Origin of the sequence: Streptococcus oralis SK610 (genome assembly GCF_000257455.1) — a bacterium.
Taxonomy (GTDB): Bacteria; Bacillota; Bacilli; order Lactobacillales; family Streptococcaceae; genus Streptococcus; species Streptococcus oralis_CB.
Genome location: NZ_AJKQ01000026.1, coordinates 52,180 through 70,174, shown reverse-complemented (window position 1 = coordinate 70,174; position 17,995 = coordinate 52,180). Strand labels below are relative to the sequence as shown.

Annotated in this window: 19 protein-coding genes and 1 pseudogene; 16 read left to right on the top strand and 4 right to left on the bottom strand. The window is 42.2% G+C overall.

The features are described from left to right. The first annotated feature begins 46 nt into the window (after positions 1-46). From HMPREF1115_RS10140 to HMPREF1115_RS10110, 7 genes are all read left to right on the top strand, one after another. Positions 47-871, top strand: a complete 825-nt coding sequence (locus HMPREF1115_RS10140; RefSeq protein WP_001016816.1) for an alpha/beta hydrolase — start codon at positions 47-49, stop codon at positions 869-871. A 20-nt stretch (positions 872-891) separates the two neighbouring features. Further along, positions 892-1,632 carry an esterase family protein gene (locus HMPREF1115_RS10135; RefSeq protein WP_000546799.1) on the top strand — a complete coding sequence of 247 codons (741 nt, stop codon included), beginning with the start codon at positions 892-894 and terminating at the stop codon, positions 1,630-1,632. Between the two features lie 12 nt (positions 1,633-1,644). Then, positions 1,645-2,811, top strand: a complete 1,167-nt coding sequence (locus HMPREF1115_RS10130; RefSeq protein WP_001108619.1) for an ATP-grasp domain-containing protein — start codon at positions 1,645-1,647, stop codon at positions 2,809-2,811. Between the two features lie 158 nt (positions 2,812-2,969). Beyond that, positions 2,970-3,875 carry an aquaglyceroporin Gla gene (gla, locus tag HMPREF1115_RS10125; RefSeq protein WP_000348114.1) on the top strand — a complete coding sequence of 302 codons (906 nt, stop codon included), beginning with the start codon at positions 2,970-2,972 and terminating at the stop codon, positions 3,873-3,875. A 110-nt stretch (positions 3,876-3,985) separates the two neighbouring features. Then, entirely contained in the window at positions 3,986-4,711 is a 726-nt protein-coding gene (locus tag HMPREF1115_RS10120; protein WP_001102076.1) for a CppA N-terminal domain-containing protein, read from the top strand. Further along, complete coding sequence (locus tag HMPREF1115_RS10115) at positions 4,708-5,643, top strand: serine hydrolase domain-containing protein (protein ID WP_000764155.1); 936 nt, start codon at positions 4,708-4,710, stop codon at positions 5,641-5,643. Before HMPREF1115_RS10120 ends, HMPREF1115_RS10115 begins: the two co-directional genes overlap by 4 nt. Positions 5,644-5,651: 8 nt before the next feature. Then, the gene (locus HMPREF1115_RS10110; protein WP_000048001.1) at positions 5,652-6,557 is read left to right on the top strand and encodes a DMT family transporter; all 906 of its coding nucleotides are present in this window, start codon (positions 5,652-5,654) and stop codon (positions 6,555-6,557) included. A 43-nt stretch (positions 6,558-6,600) separates the two neighbouring features. Here HMPREF1115_RS10110 and HMPREF1115_RS10105 read toward each other — a convergent pair whose 3' ends face one another. Continuing rightward, positions 6,601-7,884 carry a uracil-xanthine permease family protein gene (locus HMPREF1115_RS10105; protein ID WP_002882589.1) on the bottom strand — a complete coding sequence of 428 codons (1,284 nt, stop codon included), beginning with the start codon at positions 7,882-7,884 and terminating at the stop codon, positions 6,601-6,603. Between the two features lie 419 nt (positions 7,885-8,303). Then, entirely contained in the window at positions 8,304-9,017 is a 714-nt protein-coding gene (gene rsmG, locus HMPREF1115_RS10100) for a 16S rRNA (guanine(527)-N(7))-methyltransferase RsmG (protein ID WP_000801957.1), read from the bottom strand. Between the two features lie 93 nt (positions 9,018-9,110). Here rsmG and HMPREF1115_RS10095 point away from each other — a divergent pair, with 93 nt between their 5' ends. The 4 genes and pseudogenes from HMPREF1115_RS10095 to HMPREF1115_RS12130 all read left to right on the top strand — a co-directional run. Beyond that, entirely contained in the window at positions 9,111-9,671 is a 561-nt protein-coding gene (locus tag HMPREF1115_RS10095) for a LemA family protein (RefSeq protein WP_000219838.1), read from the top strand. A gap of 1 nt (position 9,672) precedes the next feature. Next, a complete protein-coding gene (htpX, locus tag HMPREF1115_RS10090) occupies positions 9,673-10,572 on the top strand; it encodes a zinc metalloprotease HtpX (RefSeq protein ID WP_000895760.1) in 900 nt (299 codons plus the stop codon). Positions 10,573-10,683: 111 nt separating this feature from the next. Continuing rightward, a complete protein-coding gene (locus HMPREF1115_RS10085) occupies positions 10,684-11,280 on the top strand; it encodes a CPBP family intramembrane glutamic endopeptidase (RefSeq protein WP_000278240.1) in 597 nt (198 codons plus the stop codon). Positions 11,281-11,371: 91 nt separating this feature from the next. Beyond that, positions 11,372-11,488 (top strand): annotated as a pseudogene (locus HMPREF1115_RS12130) (zinc metalloprotease HtpX); the annotation flags it as partial. A gap of 45 nt (positions 11,489-11,533) precedes the next feature. Here HMPREF1115_RS12130 and HMPREF1115_RS10080 read toward each other — a convergent pair. Together HMPREF1115_RS10080 and HMPREF1115_RS0102290 are read right to left on the bottom strand one after the other, a co-directional pair. Continuing rightward, positions 11,534-13,093, bottom strand: a complete 1,560-nt coding sequence (locus HMPREF1115_RS10080) for an ATP-binding cassette domain-containing protein (protein ID WP_025171015.1) — start codon at positions 13,091-13,093, stop codon at positions 11,534-11,536. A gap of 330 nt (positions 13,094-13,423) precedes the next feature. Further along, the gene (locus HMPREF1115_RS0102290; RefSeq protein ID WP_000389551.1) at positions 13,424-13,753 is read right to left on the bottom strand and encodes a hypothetical protein; all 330 of its coding nucleotides are present in this window, start codon (positions 13,751-13,753) and stop codon (positions 13,424-13,426) included. A 168-nt stretch (positions 13,754-13,921) separates the two neighbouring features. On the opposite strand from HMPREF1115_RS0102290, the gene HMPREF1115_RS10075 reads away from it, so the two are divergent. The 5 genes from HMPREF1115_RS10075 (at position 13,922) to HMPREF1115_RS10055 (ending at position 17,898) form a co-directional block, all read left to right on the top strand. After that, the gene (locus HMPREF1115_RS10075) at positions 13,922-14,464 is read left to right on the top strand and encodes a YceD family protein (protein WP_000773202.1); all 543 of its coding nucleotides are present in this window, start codon (positions 13,922-13,924) and stop codon (positions 14,462-14,464) included. Then, positions 14,465-15,094, top strand: a complete 630-nt coding sequence (nth, locus tag HMPREF1115_RS10070) for an endonuclease III (RefSeq protein WP_000244437.1) — start codon at positions 14,465-14,467, stop codon at positions 15,092-15,094. A 211-nt stretch (positions 15,095-15,305) separates the two neighbouring features. Beyond that, positions 15,306-15,827 carry a bifunctional pyr operon transcriptional regulator/uracil phosphoribosyltransferase PyrR gene (gene pyrR, locus HMPREF1115_RS10065; RefSeq protein ID WP_000850018.1) on the top strand — a complete coding sequence of 174 codons (522 nt, stop codon included), beginning with the start codon at positions 15,306-15,308 and terminating at the stop codon, positions 15,825-15,827. A gap of 18 nt (positions 15,828-15,845) precedes the next feature. Next, positions 15,846-16,769 (top strand): aspartate carbamoyltransferase catalytic subunit, encoded by a 924-nt coding sequence (locus HMPREF1115_RS10060; protein ID WP_001293852.1) that lies wholly within the window; start codon positions 15,846-15,848, stop codon positions 16,767-16,769. A gap of 49 nt (positions 16,770-16,818) precedes the next feature. Beyond that, entirely contained in the window at positions 16,819-17,898 is a 1,080-nt protein-coding gene (locus HMPREF1115_RS10055) for a carbamoyl phosphate synthase small subunit (protein WP_000166856.1), read from the top strand. Positions 17,899-17,995 lie beyond the last annotated feature (97 nt).

Below are 17,995 nucleotides of genomic sequence, written 5' to 3'. Positions count from 1 at the left end.
TATGGTATAATGAGATAAAATTTTGAATATAGAGAGTTTTCTGACAATGAATCATTCCTACTTTTACTTAAAAATGAAAGAACACAAACTCAAGGTGCCTTATACTGGAAAAGAGCGTCGTGTGCGTGTGCTTCTGCCAAAGGACTACGAGAAGGACACAGACCGTTTTTATCCTGTAGTTTACTTTCATGATGGGCAAAATGTCTTTTACAGCAAGGAGTCCTATATCGGACACTCTTGGAAGATTATTCCAGCCATTAAGCGGAATCCTGATATCAGTCGCATGATTGTCGTTGCCATAGATAATGATGGTATGGGGCGGATGAATGAATACGCAGCTTGGAAGTTTCAAGAATCTCCTATCCCAGGCCAGCAGTTTGGCGGTAAGGGTGTGGAGTATGCCGAGTTTGTCATGGAGGTGGTCAAGCCTTTTATCGATGAGACCTATCGTACCAAAGCTGATCGCCAGCACACGGCTATGATTGGTTCGTCGCTTGGAGGCAATATCACCCAGTTTATCGGACTAGAGTACCAAGATCGAATTGGTTGTCTAGGTGTCTTCTCATCTGCTAACTGGCTTCACCAAGAAGCCTTTAACCGCTATATCGAGCGCAAAAAATTGTCGCCTGAACAGCGCATTTTCATTTATGTAGGAACAGAAGAAGCAGATGATACGGACAAGACCTTGATGGCTGGCAATATCAAACAAGCCTATATTGACTCGTCGCTTCGCTATTACCGTGATTTGATTGCAGGTGGAGTAGGCTTGGATAATCTTGTCTTGAAAGTTCAGTCTGGTGCCATCCATAGTGAGATTCCATGGTCGGAAAATTTACCAGACTGTCTCCGATTTTTTGCAGAGAAATGGTAAGTTAAGAAAGGAGAAAGCCAATGCATATTGAAAACCTCAGCCACTGGAGTGGCCACTTCAACCGTGAAATGTACCTTAACCGTTATGGGCATGCTGGGATTCCAGTTGTTGTTTTTGCTTCATCTGGTGGAAGTCACAACGAATACTATGATTTTGGCATGATAGATGCCTGTGCTTCCTTTATCGAAGAAGGCCGTATTCAGTTCTTTACCCTATCCAGTGTGGACAGTGAGAGCTGGTTGGCTACTTGGAAAAATAGTCATGACCAGGCGGAGATGCATCGAGCTTACGAACGCTATGTGATTGAGGAAGCCATTCCTTTTATCAAGCATAAGACAGGTTGGTTTGATGGTATGATGACGACAGGTTGCTCGATGGGGGCCTACCATGCACTCAATTTCTTCCTCCAGCATCCAGATGTCTTTACCAAGGTGATTGCTCTCAGTGGTGTTTATGACGCACGTTTCTTCGTTGGTGATTACTACAATGATGATGCTATTTACCAAAACTCGCCAGTAGATTATATCTGGAATCAAAACGACGGCTGGTTTATCGATCGTTACCGTCAGGCAGAAATCGTCGTTTGCACGGGTCTAGGTGCCTGGGAACAAGACGGTCTACCATCTTTCTACAAGCTCAAAGAAGCCTTTGACCAGAAACAAATTCCAGCCTGGTTTGCTGAATGGGGACACGATGTCGCCCACGACTGGGAATGGTGGCGTAAACAAATGCCCTATTTTCTTGGACACCTGTATCTATAAAAGGAGTTGCCTATGAATTACCTTGTTATTTCTCCCTACTATCCGCAAAACTTCCAACAGTTTACCATCGAGCTAGCCAATAAAGGCATCACCGTTTTGGGAATTGGTCAGGAGCCTTACGAACAACTGGATGAGCCTTTGCGCAATAGCTTGACCGAGTATTTCCGTGTGGACAATCTTGAGAACATAGACGAAGTCAAACGTGCAGTAGCTTTTCTTTTCTACAAGCATGGCCCAATCGACCGCATCGAGTCCCACAATGAATACTGGCTTGAGCTAGACGCAACACTCAGAGAACAATTCAATGTCTTTGGTGCCAAACCCAAAGATCTTAAAAAAACCAAGTTTAAGTCTGAGATGAAGAAACTCTTCAAAAAAGCAGGTGTCCCTGTGGTACCTGGTGCTGTTATCCAGACGGAAGCAGATGTGGACCAAGCAGTTGAGACGATTGGCCTACCAATGATTGCCAAACCTGATAATGGAGTGGGAGCGGCAGCAACCTTTAAGCTTGAGACAGAAGACGATATCCATCACTTCAAGGAAGAATGGGACCATTCAACCGTTTATTTCTTTGAAAAATTTGTCACTTCTAGCGAAATCTGTACCTTTGACGGGCTTGTGGACAAGGATGGCAATATCGTCTTTTCAACGACTTTCGATTATGCCCATACACCACTTGATCTGATGATTTATAAGATGGACAATTCCTACTATGTGCTTAAGGATATGGATCCCAAACTGCGCAAGTATGGCGAGGCCATTGTCAAAGAATTTGGAATGAGAGAACGCTTTTTCCATATCGAGTTTTTCCGTGACGGGGACGACTACATTGCCATTGAGTACAATAACCGTCCTGCAGGTGGCTTTACCATTGATGTTTATAACTTCGCTCACTCCTTGGATCTCTACCGAGGTTATGCGGCGATTGTTGCAGGTGAAGAGTTCCCAGCATCAGAGTTTGAACCACAATACTGTTTAGCTACATCACGTCGTGCCAATGCAAATTATGTCTATTCAGAAGAAGACTTGCTTGCTAAGTACAGCCAGCAAGTCAAGGTCAAAAAAATCATGCCAGCAGCCTTTGCAGAGCTACAAGGGGACTACCTTTATATGTTGACCACTCCGAGTCGCCAAGAGATGGAGCAGATGATTGCAGATTTTGGTCAACGTCAAGAATAACGATTAGGACAAAAGGAGTTTGACTTCTTTTGTCCTTTTTTTAAAGATAAGTTAAATAAAGCGTTTTCCATAGATTCTTTTCAGAAAAGATATTGCTAAAAGGCCTAAAAATTGATAGAATAAGGATTGTCTAAAAAAATTTAAGGAGAATCTATCAAATGGATTTTACATGGGCTATTAAATATGCCACAGAATTCTTGGGAACTGCTATTTTGATCATTCTTGGTAATGGTGCAGTTGCTAACGTTGAACTTAAAGGTACGAAAGGTCACCAAAGTGGCTGGCTCGTTATCGCAGTTGGTTATGGTATGGGGGTTATGATCCCAGCCTTGATGTTTGGTAACGTATCAGGAAACCACATCAACCCAGCTTTCACTCTTGGACTTGCTGTTAGTGGCCTTTTCTCTTGGGAGCAAGTACCATATTACATCCTAGCACAAGTTTTGGGAGCAATCTTTGGTCAAGCTTTGGTTGTAGCGACTCACCGTCCTTACTACTTGAAGACAGAGAATCCTAACAATATCTTGGGTACCTTCTCAACAATTTCAAGCATCGACCACGGTACAAAAGAATCACGTTTTGCAGCTACTGTTAACGGTTTCCTCAATGAGTTTGTAGGTTCATTTGTTCTTTTCTTTGCAGCACTTGGTTTGACTAAAAACTTCTTTGGTGCTGAATTAGTAGCGAAAGCTCAGGCGACAATTAATGACCAAGTAGCTCAAGCTGCAGCGCAAGGAACAACAATCCCTCAAGAACAAGTAACAGCAGCGCTTGAGCAAGCAAAAAACCAAGCCGCTCCATTTTTGGCACCAGGTCTTGGAATTGCGCACTTGGCACTTGGTTTCCTAGTGATGGCCTTGGTAACTTCACTTGGTGGACCTACTGGTCCTGGTTTGAACCCAGCTCGTGACTTTGGACCACGTCTTCTTCACGAACTCCTTCCAAAATCAGTTCTTGGTCAACACAAGGGTGATTCAAAATGGTGGTATGCATGGGTTCCAGTTGTAGCTCCAATTGCAGCGGGTATTGCAGCAGTAGCACTATTTAAACTACTTTACCTATAAGAAATGAAACTGGGGAATCCCAGTTTTTTTGTTATAAAATTTCTAAATAAAATAGATATGGCTTGTAAAATATTCGAAAATCCTTTAAAATAAAAGAGTTGGAGGAATATATGAATGTGAATGAGATTGTTCGGATCGTTCCGACTTTGAAAGTTAATAATCGAAAATTAAATGAAAAATTTTACATTGAAACCCTGGGGATGAAACCTTTGCTGGAAGAGTCTGCCTTTATTTCTCTAGGTGATCAGACAGCTACGGAGAGATTGATTTTAGAAGAGTCTCCAAGCATGCGAACACGCAGAGTTGAAGGACTTAAGAAGCTAGCTAGACTCTTGATAAAGGTTGAAAATCCTTCTGAAATCGAGGCCCTTCTTTCTCAAATGAAGTCTCTTCCTCGTCTATTTAAAGGAAAACGTGGGTATGCTTTTGAGATTGTTTCTCCTGAAGAGGATGTGATCCTTGTTCATGCAGAAAATGATATAAGAGATCTGGTACCACTGGAAACCGCTCCTGAATTTTATTCAAATACAGGTATAAAATACGTGAGCCAATTTGAGGTTTCTATGGAGTTGCGTTTGCCTGAAGGGACAGAGAGTTTACTTGATTCTGAAGGAGTAGCGCCAGCAATTACCTTTACTAAAGGGCAAGGACCAGATTTGGCTGTTGAAAACAATGTCACTTGGGACCTGACGATGTTAAAATTTTTAGTCAAGAATTTTGATCTAACCAGTCTGCGTCAGAAATTTGAAAAGACAGGCTACTTTGTGCCTAAGTCTAAAAAATTCTTCCTTGGTAAAGATACCAATAACATTGAATTGTGGTTTGAAGAAGCATGAAGTTGGAAAAAATTCTAAGAAAAATAGAAAATCAAATCGAGGCAGGGATTTATCCCGGGGCCTCTTTTGCGTATTATAAGGATGGTGAATGGAAAGAGTCTTATCTAGGATTGAGTGATCCAGAACGAGACTTGAAGACAGAAACCGGTTTGGTTTATGATTTGGCCAGTGTGAGTAAGGTCGTGGGAGTGGGGACGGTTCCTATCTTCTTGTGGCAGCAGGGCAAATTAGATATTGATCGACCGGTGACGGATTTTTTACCGGAGTGTGATTATCCTGATATCACTATACGGCAACTTTTGACCCATGCTACAGATTTAGACCCCTTTATTCCCAACCGAGACAAGTTAAGTGCAGAGGAATTGAGAGAAGCCATGTTTCACCTCAACAGACGAAATCAGCCAGCCTTCCTATACTCGGACGTTCACTTTTTACTCTTGGGTTTTCTTTTGGAAAAAATCTTTAACCAAGATTTGGATCAGATTATAGAAGAACAAGTTTTGGGACCATGGGGGATGAAGGAAACGATGTTTGGTCCTGTTGAGCAAGCTGTACCAACAGTGAGAGGAGTAGAGGCCGGAATCATTCACGATCCTAAAGCCCGTCTATTAGGGAAACACGCTGGAAGTGCTGGTTTGTTTTCGACTGTTAAGGATTTGCAGATCTTTCTGGAACATTACTTGAAAGATGAGTTTGCTGCAGAATTGAGCCGAAATTTTTCTCCTTTAGATGATAAGGAGCGTTCTCTAGCCTGGAATCTGGAAGGAGCTTGGCTCGACCATACGGGCTATACAGGTACCTTCATTATGTGGAATCGGGAGAAGCAGGAGGCGGCTATCTTTTTATCCAATCGAACGTATGAGAAGGATGAGCGTGCCCAGTGGATAGTCGATCGAAACCAAGTCATGGAAATGATTCGTCAAGGGGAGTAGGGAGAAGAATGTCAAAAACCGTAAAAGGAACTCTGTATACAGTAGTGGCAGGGATTGCTTGGGGCTTGTCAGGAACCAGTGGTCAATACCTGATGGCACACGGGATTTCCGCTCTAGTCTTGACCAATTTGCGACTTATCATTGCAGGCTTGGCATTGGTGTTCTTATCCTACGTGACTGCAAAGTATAAACTCCTTTCTTTTTTAAAGGACAGAAAAAGCCTTTTATCTCTGCTGTTATTTGCCCTGTTTGGACTTTTCTTAAATCAGTTTGCCTATCTTTCTGCCATTCAGGAAACCAATGCTGGAACGGCGACAGTTCTCCAGTATGTATGCCCCGTTGGGATTTTGGTTTATACCTGTATGAAGGATAAGGTAGCTCCGACACTGGCTGAGATTATTTCGATTGGATTGGCTATAGGAGGAACTTTTCTGATCGCGACGCATGGGAAAGTTGACCAGTTGTCTGTCACACCCCTAGGCCTGTTCTGGGGCCTCTTTTCAGCCTTGACCTATGCCCTCTATATTATCCTTCCCATCGCTTTGATTAAGAAGTGGGGCAGTATTTCGGTGATTGGTGTTGGGATGGTTATTTCTGGTGTAGTGGCTATTCCTTTCACAGGAGTCTTACAGGCCAGCATACCAACCAGCTTAGATTTTCTCTTTGCATTTGCTGGGATTATCATTATCGGAACGGTCTTTGCCTATACAGCTTTTCTAAAAGGAGCTAGTCTGATAGGCCCTGTTAAGTCTAGTTTATTGGCTTCCATAGAGCCAATTTCTGCCGTTTTCTTTGCCTTTCTGATTATGAAGGAACAGTTTTATGCGATTGATTTTGTCGGCATGGCCATGATTTTACTAGCCGTGACCATTATTTCTTTGAAAGATTTACTGCTGGAAATAAAGAGTAAGTAATAAAAAATCCACTCAATCGAGTGGATTTTGTGTGTATAGATGATTAGAATTTATTTTCGTGTGGCAAAATCAAGTTTAAGATAATTCCCGTCATAGCTGATAGAGCAGTACCTGAAAGTGTAACGGGGCCAAGTTTGAGGATAGCTCCACCAAGTCCAAGTACCAACATGGCACTTGCGATGATGAGGTTACGCATTTGACTGAAGTCAACACGTTCCTTAATCAAAACTTTCAAACCATTGCTGGCGATAACTCCGTAGAGAAGGATGGACATGCCACCAAGCACAGCATTTGGAATGGTTGAAATCAAGGCAGTGAATTTACCTAGGAAGCTAAGAGCAATGGCGATGAAGGCTGCGTTACGGATAACAGAGACAGAAGCGATACGAGTCATCCCGATAACCCCTGTATTTTCGCCGTAGGTCGTATTAGCTGGTCCACCGAGGAAGGCTGATACAGATGTCGCGATACCATCACCGAGAAGCGTACGGTGAAGTCCTGGTTCTTTCAGGAATTGACGGCCACAGATTTGGCTCAAAACTGTGTGGTCTCCGATGTGTTCTGAAATTGTTACAATAGCGATTGGCAAGATAGCGATTGTTTCAGGACCGAAGTATAAGTTGTACTCTTTAAAGGCTCCACCTGTACTAAATGGCAAGTAGAAACCAGGAATTTCAAACCAGTTGGCTTGAAGGACTGGGGTAAAGTCAACCAAACCAAGAAGCATTGCGAAAATGTACCCACCGATGATGGCAAAGAGGAAAGGAATGATACGAAGGAAACCTTTTCCTTTTGTATTGATAAAGGCGGCAATCAAGAATGTAACAACGGCTACAAGAGCGTTCTTCCAGTTTCCGTCTGCTACAAGTCCAGCATTCGTTACAGCAGAACCAGCAAGACCAAGACCGATAACGATAATCATAGGTCCGATAATGATTGGTGGCAAGAGTTTGTCAATCCATTTCGTACCTGCAAAACGAACACTTGTCGCTACAAGAACATAGACTAAACCAGTCAGGATAACCCCAGTTTGAGCGGCAGATACATCGCCCCCCATTTCTTTCATGGCTAGAGACATAGCCGTGATAAAGGCAAATGAAGAACCTAGATAAACTGGAACCTTAAAGCCAGTAGAAATCATGTAGATAAGTGTTCCAATACCGGAAGCAAAGAGAGCAACCGATACGGGCATTCCCAAAATTAAGGGAACGAGAATGGTTGCACCAAACATGGCAAATACGTGCTGGAAGCTTAGAAGAATACCTTTACCAGCAGAAGGACGTTGATCAACGTCTAGTAACAAGTCAACAGTTGATTCCTGTTTCATAAAAACCTCACTTTTGGGCACCAAAAAAGAGCCCATTATTTTGCAGCAATAGGCCCTCAGAGTAAGACTTTTTAAAAAATAGCTATCTTTTAAAAATTTATATAAATCTGCGCCTTCGTCACCTCACAGGATGACATTAAAAACCTTTGCTTGTGATAGTATAGCAGAAAAAAATGATTTTGTAAATCATTTTTTCCCGAGCCCGGAAATGCGAGAGCGAGGTTCGTTTTGTAAACGAATTTTTCCCGAGCCCAGAAATACGAGAGCGAGGTTGATTTTGTAAATCATTTTTTCCCAAGCCCGGAAATGCGAGAGCGAGGTTCGTTTTGTAAACGAATTTTTCCCGAGCACGGAAATGCGAGAGCGAGGTATGATTTTGTAAATGGTTTTCTGAATTTTAAACAAGGGTGCACCATTGTTTAAAGTGGGCGTTTGTTGGGCATGCCAGCCTTTCTTGGATACTTGTTAGGTGTTTCCTTTTTCTTTTCGACCACAGTGATGTAGCGAGGATCTCCATTTGGCAGGGCATAGCTGAGGTTGTCCTCTACCTTACTAAAGAGGAGGTTGAGGGCATTCTTGGCTTCTAGCAATTCCTCAGGAGCATTGCTGGCCTTGAGTGCCAATAGTTTTCCGCCAACTTTAAGATAGGGAATGGTCAGCTCAGACAAAACCTGCATACGGGCAACCGCACGAGCCGTCACCACATCAAACTGGGCACGGAAGTTCTTGTCTTGGGCAAAGTCTTCTGCCCGCCCATGGTAGAAGTGAACACCATCCAAATCCAACTCCTGAGCCAAAAGTTGAAGGAAATTGATGCGCTTATTTAGCGAATCAATGATGGTTACATTTAACTGAGGATAGAGGATTTTCATAGGAAGGCTGGGAAATCCTGCCCCTGCTCCGATATCAAGAAGTTTGATAGTTTCATTTGAAATCAAGCCTTGTAGGATGGGTGCAATCGAATCATAAAAGTGCTTAAGGTAGACTTCTTCTTTATCCGTAATAGCGGTCAAATTAATCCTCTCATTCCACTCGACCAAGAGTTCAAAATACCGTTCAAATTGGTTCTTTTGCTGGTCCGAAAGTGGAAGATTTTGCTCAGCTAGTAGGCTGTAAAATGTTTCTGGTTTCATAGTAGTTTCCTTCTCTAGTATCATCTTATTTTACCATATTCGTTAAAATTTTGATATACTGGTAGTAATCTAAAAGCAGAAAGGAATAAGATTATGACTTGGATTATTCTTGGAGTTTTGGCTCTGATTGTTATTTTTGTGATTGTTAGCTATAACGGTTTGGTTAAAAATCGTATGCAGACCAAGGAGGCTTGGAGCCAGATAGATGTTCAGTTGAAGCGTCGTAATGATCTCCTCCCAAACTTAATTGAAACAGTCAAAGGCTATGCGAAATATGAAGGTTCTACCTTGGAAAAAGTAACAGAACTTCGTAGACAAGTAGCTGCAGCAACTTCACCGGCAGAAGCTATGAAGGCCAGTGATGCCCTTACCCGCCAGATTTCTGGTATCTTTGCAGTAGCAGAGAATTACCCAGACTTGAAAGCTAGTGCTAACTTTATCAAATTGCAAGAAGAGTTGACCAATACAGAAAATAAAATTTCTTACTCTCGCCAACTCTACAACAGTGTTGTCAGCAACTACAATGTAAAACTTGAAAGTTTCCCAAGCAACATCATCGCAGGACTATTTGGCTTTAAAGCTGCAGACTTCCTTCAAACACCTGAAGAGGAAAAGGCAGTTCCTAAAGTTGACTTTAGCGGTTTAGGTGACTAAGATGTTGTTTGATCAAATTGCGAGCAATAAACGAAAAACTTGGATTTTGTTGCTGGTTTTCTTCCTACTCTTGGCCTTGGTTGGTTATGCGGTTGGCTATCTCTTTATGCGTTCAGGTCTTGGTGGCGTGATTATTGCCTTGATTATTGGTCTTATCTACGCTCTGACCATGATCTTTCAATCGACAGAGATTGTCATGTCTATGAATGGGGCGCGTGAGGTTGATGAGCAAACAGCACCAGACCTCTACCATGTAGTAGAAGATATGGCCATGGTCGCTCAGATTCCCATGCCGCGTGTTTTCATCATTGAGGATTCTTCTTTAAATGCCTTTGCAACAGGTTCGAATCCGCAGAATGCGGCAGTTGCGGCCACTTCGGGTCTCCTAGCCATCATGAACCGTGAGGAGCTAGAAGCGGTCATGGGTCATGAAGTCAGTCACATTCGGAACTATGATATCCGCATTTCGACCATTGCTGTTGCTCTTGCTAGTGCTATTACCCTGCTATCTAGTATGGCTGGTCGTATGATGTGGTGGGGTGGTTCTGGTCGCAGACGGAGCGATAATGATCGTGATGGCAGTGGATTGGAGATTATCATGCTTGTCATCTCTCTCTTAGCCATTGTTCTGGCACCTCTCGCTGCAACCTTGGTGCAATTAGCCATTTCCCGTCAGCGGGAATTTCTAGCGGACGCATCCAGTGTGGAGCTGACTCGCAATCCTCAAGGGATGATCAATGCCTTGCGCAAGTTGGACAATAGCGAGCCTATGCATCACCACGTCGATGATGCCAGCAGCGCTCTGTACATCAATGATCCCAAGAAAGGTGGTGGACTCCAAAAACTATTTTACACCCACCCACCTATCTCAGAACGAATCGAACGCTTGAAACACATGTAAAAAGAATCCAGAGGTCGTCTCTGGATTTTTGCTTTTAGTATCTCGCTTTTAACTTGTTATCTTACCAAAAAATAGTATAATATATGTAATTCTATATAATTGAGGTGAATGATGTATAAGCGCTGGATGACGTTTTTCTTGATTTTGATTTTTCTGCCAATTCATTTGAGTATAGCAGAGAAAATCATGCGAACAAATTCATTAACGCTATCAATCCTTTTTACCCTTGTTGAACTTGCAATATTTTTATATGTAGGAAAAAAGTATGACTTGTTTCACATTCGGAAAATCTGCCTAAAAGATATTTTAAAATGTTTTCTTTCATACGTTTTGCTTTTCCTATTTTATATTTTGGTCAATTTTTTAGGCCCTACCCAATCAGACACAACTCAAGCTGTGCAAAGTTTATCACTTTCATGGTCTGTACTTTTTGTGGATATCTGTGTTTTGGCACCTGTCACGGAAGAAATCTTTATGCGAGGTATGTTACAGGGGATAGTATTTAAGAATACCTATTTTGGATTGTTTGCTACATCGCTTCTTTTTACTTATCTGCATGGTCCCTATACTATTCCTAGCTTTATCACCTATTTAGGTATGGGATTTGCATTTGGGATAAGGTATAAGACTTCTGATAACCTATGGAATTCCATTCTTTTGCATGTCCTCAATAATTTGGTTGCTTTTTGCTTTTTGTATATGAGATAATGTCATATTAGAATGCTTTGAGCGTATAATAGTAAAAAAGATTTTTAGCTTATACAATTTAAACAAATTTCAGAGCATAATCTGTCAGATCGATGATACCAGCAGTGCTCTTTATATCAATGATCCCAAGAAAGGTGGCGGACTCCAAAAACTATTTTACACCCACCTACCTATTTCAGAACGAATCGAACGCTTGAAACAGATGTAAAAAGGATCCAGAGAAGTTTCTCTGGATTTTTGCTATGTTTAAAATCTAAAAATCTTGTAAATCAACAACTTCCAAACCATTTTCTGTTAAACGATAGATACTCGTACAGACCTCTTTTAAGAAGCGTCTGTCATGCGAAACAGTGATCAGACCGCCTGGATAGGAGGCAAAGAGTTTTCTAATTTCGGGTTGAGAAGTGGGAGAAAAGTTTCGTGTGGGCTCATCTAGAAGGAGAAAGTTTGGTTTGCGCAAGACTAAATCCAAAAGTAGGAGTTTACCTTGTTGCCCACCAGATAGGGAGCGGATTTGGTGGTGCATCTCTGGATAGCTGAAATTGAGACTGGCTAGGTGAGATTGGATTTTCTGTAGTTCCTCTTTTCGTCCAGTTTGACTGAGGTAGGCTATTGGAGATAAATCCAATTGCAGTTTTTTATGGTAATCTTGTGGCATAAAACCAAGCGAAATCTCTCTTTTGGCGCTGAGCAGTTGTTGAAACTTGGCTAACAGAGTTGATTTCCCAACACCATTTGGCCCGATGATACCGATTTTATCTTGGCCACGGACCGTTAGTTGTAACCCCTGAGCTAAAACGCGCTCTCCAATGGACAAATTTTCTTTTTCCAGTTGGATTAATACTTTAGAAGCCGGTAATGGTTGTATATCTGAGAAGAAAAGTTGGATTTGCTCCTCTTCAAGTGGCTTTTGGGTCATGGACTGGGCTTCCTTTTCAAAGCGTTTTTCTTGAGAGAGTATATTTTTCATCTTTTTAGCCAATAGGCGCCCAACAGTACTGTTTCTGGTAGCTCGAAGTGCAGTTTCTACATTTTGCTTAACTCGGCGATGTTTTTCCATGGTTTTGTCATAGGCTCTCTGGTCGTTAGCAGCTTGCTGGCTTTGTCTGGCAAAATTAGCCTTTCTCTGCTCACTATAGCGATTATAGTCTAAATGCTCGACTAGTGTTTCTGCTTCTTTCCGATGCTTGACCAGTCGCAAGTGGACAATAGTGTCTGCCGTTTGAGAAAGGAAGTCTTCATCATGGGAAATGAAAATAACAGTTTGCCTGGTTTTTTGAATCTGACCTTTTAGCCAATCAATTGTTTCAAGGTCTAGGTCATTTGAAGGTTCATCTAAAAATAGAATCTCAAAGGGTTTTGCCAACTCATGGATGAGCTGAATTTTCAAAGCTTCGCCCCCCGAGAGGCTCCCAATTTCTTGGTCGCTAGCAAAACGGTCACTATCAAAGTGCAACTCCTCCGCCAAACGATAAAGAATACTGTAGTCTAATTCAGTAGAATCCAAAAAGAAGTAGTCGTGTAGAGACTTTTTTTTCAGAATCTCAGGGAGTTTTTGAGGAATGTAGGCCAGTGATTGAAGGTCGGACTGGATGTCGCCCTTGATAGTAAAATCAGGCAATGCTTCTCCCATTAAGGCTCGCAGCAAGGTTGATTTGCCATTTCCTTCTTCACCAATAATAGCAACCTTTTCCCCGTCTTGGATGGTCATGCTTAGGTCAGATACAAGATCTCGCAGATCTTTGTTTTGCGTGATAGTTAGATGATTGATTTTTATCATATTGTTGCCCTTTCTAGAATGTCGATAGTGCATAACAAAAAGCTCTACTTTATCTAGTAGAGCCCAAAGTCACTGTCAAAACTCTATTATCCTCGTTGAAAAGCTCGTCAAACTAGCTTGGAGTTGCCTAATCCAACCCAAGAGGAGCATAGCTTTCTAGTTTTTTGATTTTCAATGAGGACAAGATACTAGAAAATCTAGTATAAAAAGAGCACACAAAAAAGAGACAAAAACAAGATCTACTAAATAAAGTTCTTTATTTGATAGATTAGTTGTTCATGTCTCCCTTACCTCCGAGTATTAGTACCTCTATCCTATACCTTTCAGGAAATTTTGTCAATAGAAAACAAGTAATTTCAAGCCCTAAAAACCAAAAACAGGTCCATAGAGAGTCAATACGTGTTTGACATGTTCGTAGTGGAACTTGTCATAGTTGCGCCAAGCATCACGAGCTTGATCGTTTAGTTTTAAGCTCCCTAGTCCAATCAGAAGACTGGTGCGTTGGTAAAATTTCTCAAGGTTGATTAAGATACTGTTGTCCAGCTTTTCTGCTTTTTTTAGTTCCTTAAGAGTGGTGTTCAGCAGCTCTTGCAGTCGAAGATCATCGGCTGTTCCTTGTTTACAGCTTTGGTAGCTTTTATTTAACTCGGAAAGGAGTTGATAAGCTTCAGTGATGAGTGCTTTGTCTTCCATATGAGCATCCTCCTTGCTCTGATGTATTCTTGCCTATAGTATAGCACTAATAGGAAAGTTTGTCATAGTAAATATGTTAAAAAATGAGATTTTAATATCAAAGTTTGGGAGGCTGACTTATAGCCTTTTCATGGTATAATCAAGTGAGTACATCTTTATGGAGGAAAAATGAAGTTAAATATTCAAGAAATTCGTAAGCAGCCTGAAGGCCTACACTTTGAACAAACTTTAGACCTTGTCGCAGACTTGCGTAAACGGAATCAAGAAATTTTGGATGTCAAAGATATCCTTGCGGTGGGAAAGGTCCAATACGAAGACCGTATGTATTTCTTAGATTATCAACTATCTTACACCATTGTTCTTGCTTCCAGTCGCAGTATGGAGCCAGTTGAGTTGGCAGAGTCTTATCCAGTCACGGAAGTTTTCATGGAAGGCGCCACCAATCAACTAGACCAGGAAGTTCTTGATGATGACCTGGTCCTGCCTATCGAAAATGGGGAAATCGACCTTGCTGAGAGCGTAGCAGATAATATCTTGCTCAATATCCCAATCAAGGTCTTGACGGCAGAAGAAGAGGCGGGCCAAGGTTTTGTATCAGGAAATGACTGGCAAATCATGACTGAAGACGAATACCAAGCCCAACAAGCAGTTAAGAAAGAAGAAAACAGTCCATTTGCTGGCTTACAAGGACTATTTGATGGAGACGAGTAGATGGTTTTATCCAAGAAACGTGCCCGTCATGTCATAGAGGAAATCATTGCCCTCTTCCCAGATGCTAAACCCAGCCTCGATTTTACCAATCATTTTGAACTACTGGTTGCGGTCATGTTGTCAGCCCAGACCACAGATGCTGCGGTAAATAAGGCCACCCCAGGTCTCTTTGCTGCTTTTCCAACGCCACAAGCCATGTCTGTCGCGACAGAGAGTGAAATTGCTTCACACATTTCTCGTCTGGGACTGTATCGAAATAAGGCTAAATTCCTTAAAAAATGTGCCCAACAGTTACTAGACGATTTTGATGGTCAAGTGCCTCAGACTCGAGAGGAATTAGAAAGTCTAGCTGGTGTTGGTCGCAAAACAGCAAATGTCGTCATGAGTGTGGGCTTTGGAATTCCAGCTTTTGCAGTGGACACTCATGTGGAGCGTATCTGTAAGCATCACGATATCGTTAAAAAATCAGCTACGCCACTTGAAGTAGAGAAACGTGTTATGGATGTCTTGCCACCAGAAGAATGGTTAGCAGCCCACCAGGCCATGATTTACTTTGGACGAGCTATCTGTCATCCCAAAAATCCAGAATGCGATCACTATCCCCAACTGTATGATTTTAGTAATGTTTAAGAGGACTCTGAAAAAAGTTTTTGCTTGATTTTAAGGGTGCTTTATGCTATAGTAAATGATAACTAAATAATCCTTTAAACCTGTCCCGTGAGGCAGGCAAGGAGCGCGATAAAGTAGAAGGGTGAAGTCTATACTGTTTATAGTTGGGCTCGCTTGGCCATACATTTCAAGTCTCCTTGTAGAAGGAGACTTTTCTTTTTGGAGGTTTGTCATGAAGACAAAAGAAGTTGTAGACGAATTGACTGTCAAACGAGCGATTACGCGAATTACTTATGAGATTATCGAGCGCAATAAAGATTTGAATAAAATTATCCTAGCTGGGATAAAAACGCGTGGTGTTTTCATCGCTCATCGTATCAAAGAACGCTTGGAGCAGTTGGAAAATATCACTGTTCCTGTTGTGGAATTGGACACCAAACCTTTCCGTGATGATGTTAAAAGCGGAGAAGATACTTCTTTGATTTCTGTTGATGTGACTGACCGTGAAGTTATTTTGGTGGATGATGTACTCTATACAGGTCGTACCATCCGTGCTGCTATTGATAATATTGTTGGCCATGGTCGTCCTGCGCGCGTGAGTCTTGCGGTGCTAGTTGACCGTGGACATAGAGAATTGCCAATCCGTCCAGATTACGTTGGGAAAAATATCCCAACAAGCCGTTCTGAAGAAATCATCGTAGAGATGACAGAACTTGATGGCCAAGACAGAGTTCTGATTACTGAAGAAGCTTAGAAAGCTGAAGGAGTAGCCATGTCAGAAAATCAACAAGCATTGAACCATGTGGTTTCCATGGAAGACCTCACGGTTGATCAAGTGATGAAATTGATCAAACGAGGAATCGAGTTTAAAAACGGAGCCCAACTCCCCTACGAGAACAAACCTATCGTATCGAATCTCTTCTTTGAAGATTCTACACGAACACATAAGTCTTTTGAAGTGGCAGAGATCAAACTAGGATTGGAGCGACTGGACTTTGATGTGAAGACCAGCTCAGTAAACAAGGGTGAGACACTGTATGACACCATCTTAACCTTGTCTGCGCTAGGAGTTGATGTCTGTGTGATTCGTCATCCAGAGGTCGACTATTACAGAGAGTTGATTGCGAGTCCGTCGATTAAGACCTCCATCATCAATGGTGGTGATGGTTCGGGACAACATCCTAGCCAGAGCTTGCTTGATTTGATGACTATTTATGAGGAATTTGGCCACTTTGAGGGTCTCAAGGTTGCTATTGCAGGCGACTTGGACCACTCACGCGTTGCCAAATCCAATATGCAGATTTTGAAACGCTTGGGAGCTGAACTGTTCTTTGCAGGACCTGAGGAATGGAGAAGTCAAGAGTTTGCGGACTATGGACAGTTTGTAACTATTGATGAAATCATCGATCAGGTGGATGTTTTGATGTTACTCCGAGTTCAACATGAACGCCATGATAGTGGAGCAGTTTTTTCAAAAGAAGACTACCATGCTCAACACGGTTTGAACCAAGAACGCTATAATCGCTTAAAAGAAACAGCAATCATTATGCATCCTGCTCCAGTGAATCGCGATGTGGAAATTGCTGACCACTTGGTTGAAGCTTCAAAATCACGTATTGTTCAACAAATGACCAATGGAGTCTTTGTTCGAATGGCAATCTTAGAATCCGTACTGGCGAGTAGAAACGCCAAATGAGACACAAGACGTTAAAAGACGCCAGTGAGCGTCCACGAGAGGTGAAAATATGACAAAAAGACTTCTAGTATTAGAAGATGGCACAGTTTTTGAAGGCAAGGCCTTCGGAGCAGACATTGATGTAACAGGCGAAATCGTCTTTAACACAGGGATGACCGGTTACCAAGAGTCCATTACAGACCAGTCTTATAATGGACAAATCTTGACCTTCACTTATCCTTTGGTGGGAAATTATGGAATTAATCGTGATGATTACGAATCCATCATTCCAACTTGTAAGGGAGTTGTCGTTTTCGAAGAGGCGCGTCGAGCTAGCAACTGGCGCAACCAAATGACGCTGGATGAATTTTTGCAAGCCAAGAAAATTCCAGGTATTTCAGGGATTGATACGCGTGCACTTACAAAGATTATCCGTAAGCATGGTACGATGCGTGCAACCTTGACCCATGTTGGAGACAGTATGGACCATGTGACGGACCAGCTGCAAGCAACAGTCTTGCCGACAGACAATATCAAACAGGTTTCCACTAAAACTTCCTATCCAGCTCCTGGAGTTGGTTTGAGTGTGGTCTTAGTAGACTTTGGTCTCAAGCACTCAATCTTACGAGAACTATCTAAGCGTAACTGTAACGTGACGGTTGTTCCGTATTCAACAACGGCAGAAGAAATTCTCCACCTCAATCCTGATGGAGTTATGTTGTCAAATGGTCCAGGAAATCCAGAAGATGTTCCAGAAGCACTGGACATGATTCGAGGTGTGCAAGGAAAAATTCCAATCTTTGGTATCTGTATGGGACACCAACTCTTTGCTATGGCAAACGGGGCTAAGACCTACAAGATGAAGTTTGGTCACCGTGGATTTAACCACGCGGTACGTGAAATCGCAACAGGACGCGTAGACTTTACCAGCCAAAACCACGGTTATGCAGTTAGCCGTGAGGACTTGCCAGAGCATTTGATTATTACCCACGAAGAAATCAATGACAAGTCAGTTGAAGGTGTACGTCACAGATACCAACCAGGTTTTTCTGTACAATTCCACCCAGATGCAGCTCCTGGCCCACACGACGCTAGCTACCTATTTGACGAGTTTATCGAGATGATGGAAGCTTTTAAACAATCAAACTAAGAACGAGTAAAAGCTCGTTGGAGAATTTATTTAATGGCAACCAGAGAGTTGCCGAATAGAAAGGAGAAGGGTGGTCCGTATTTGATGAACTGAATAC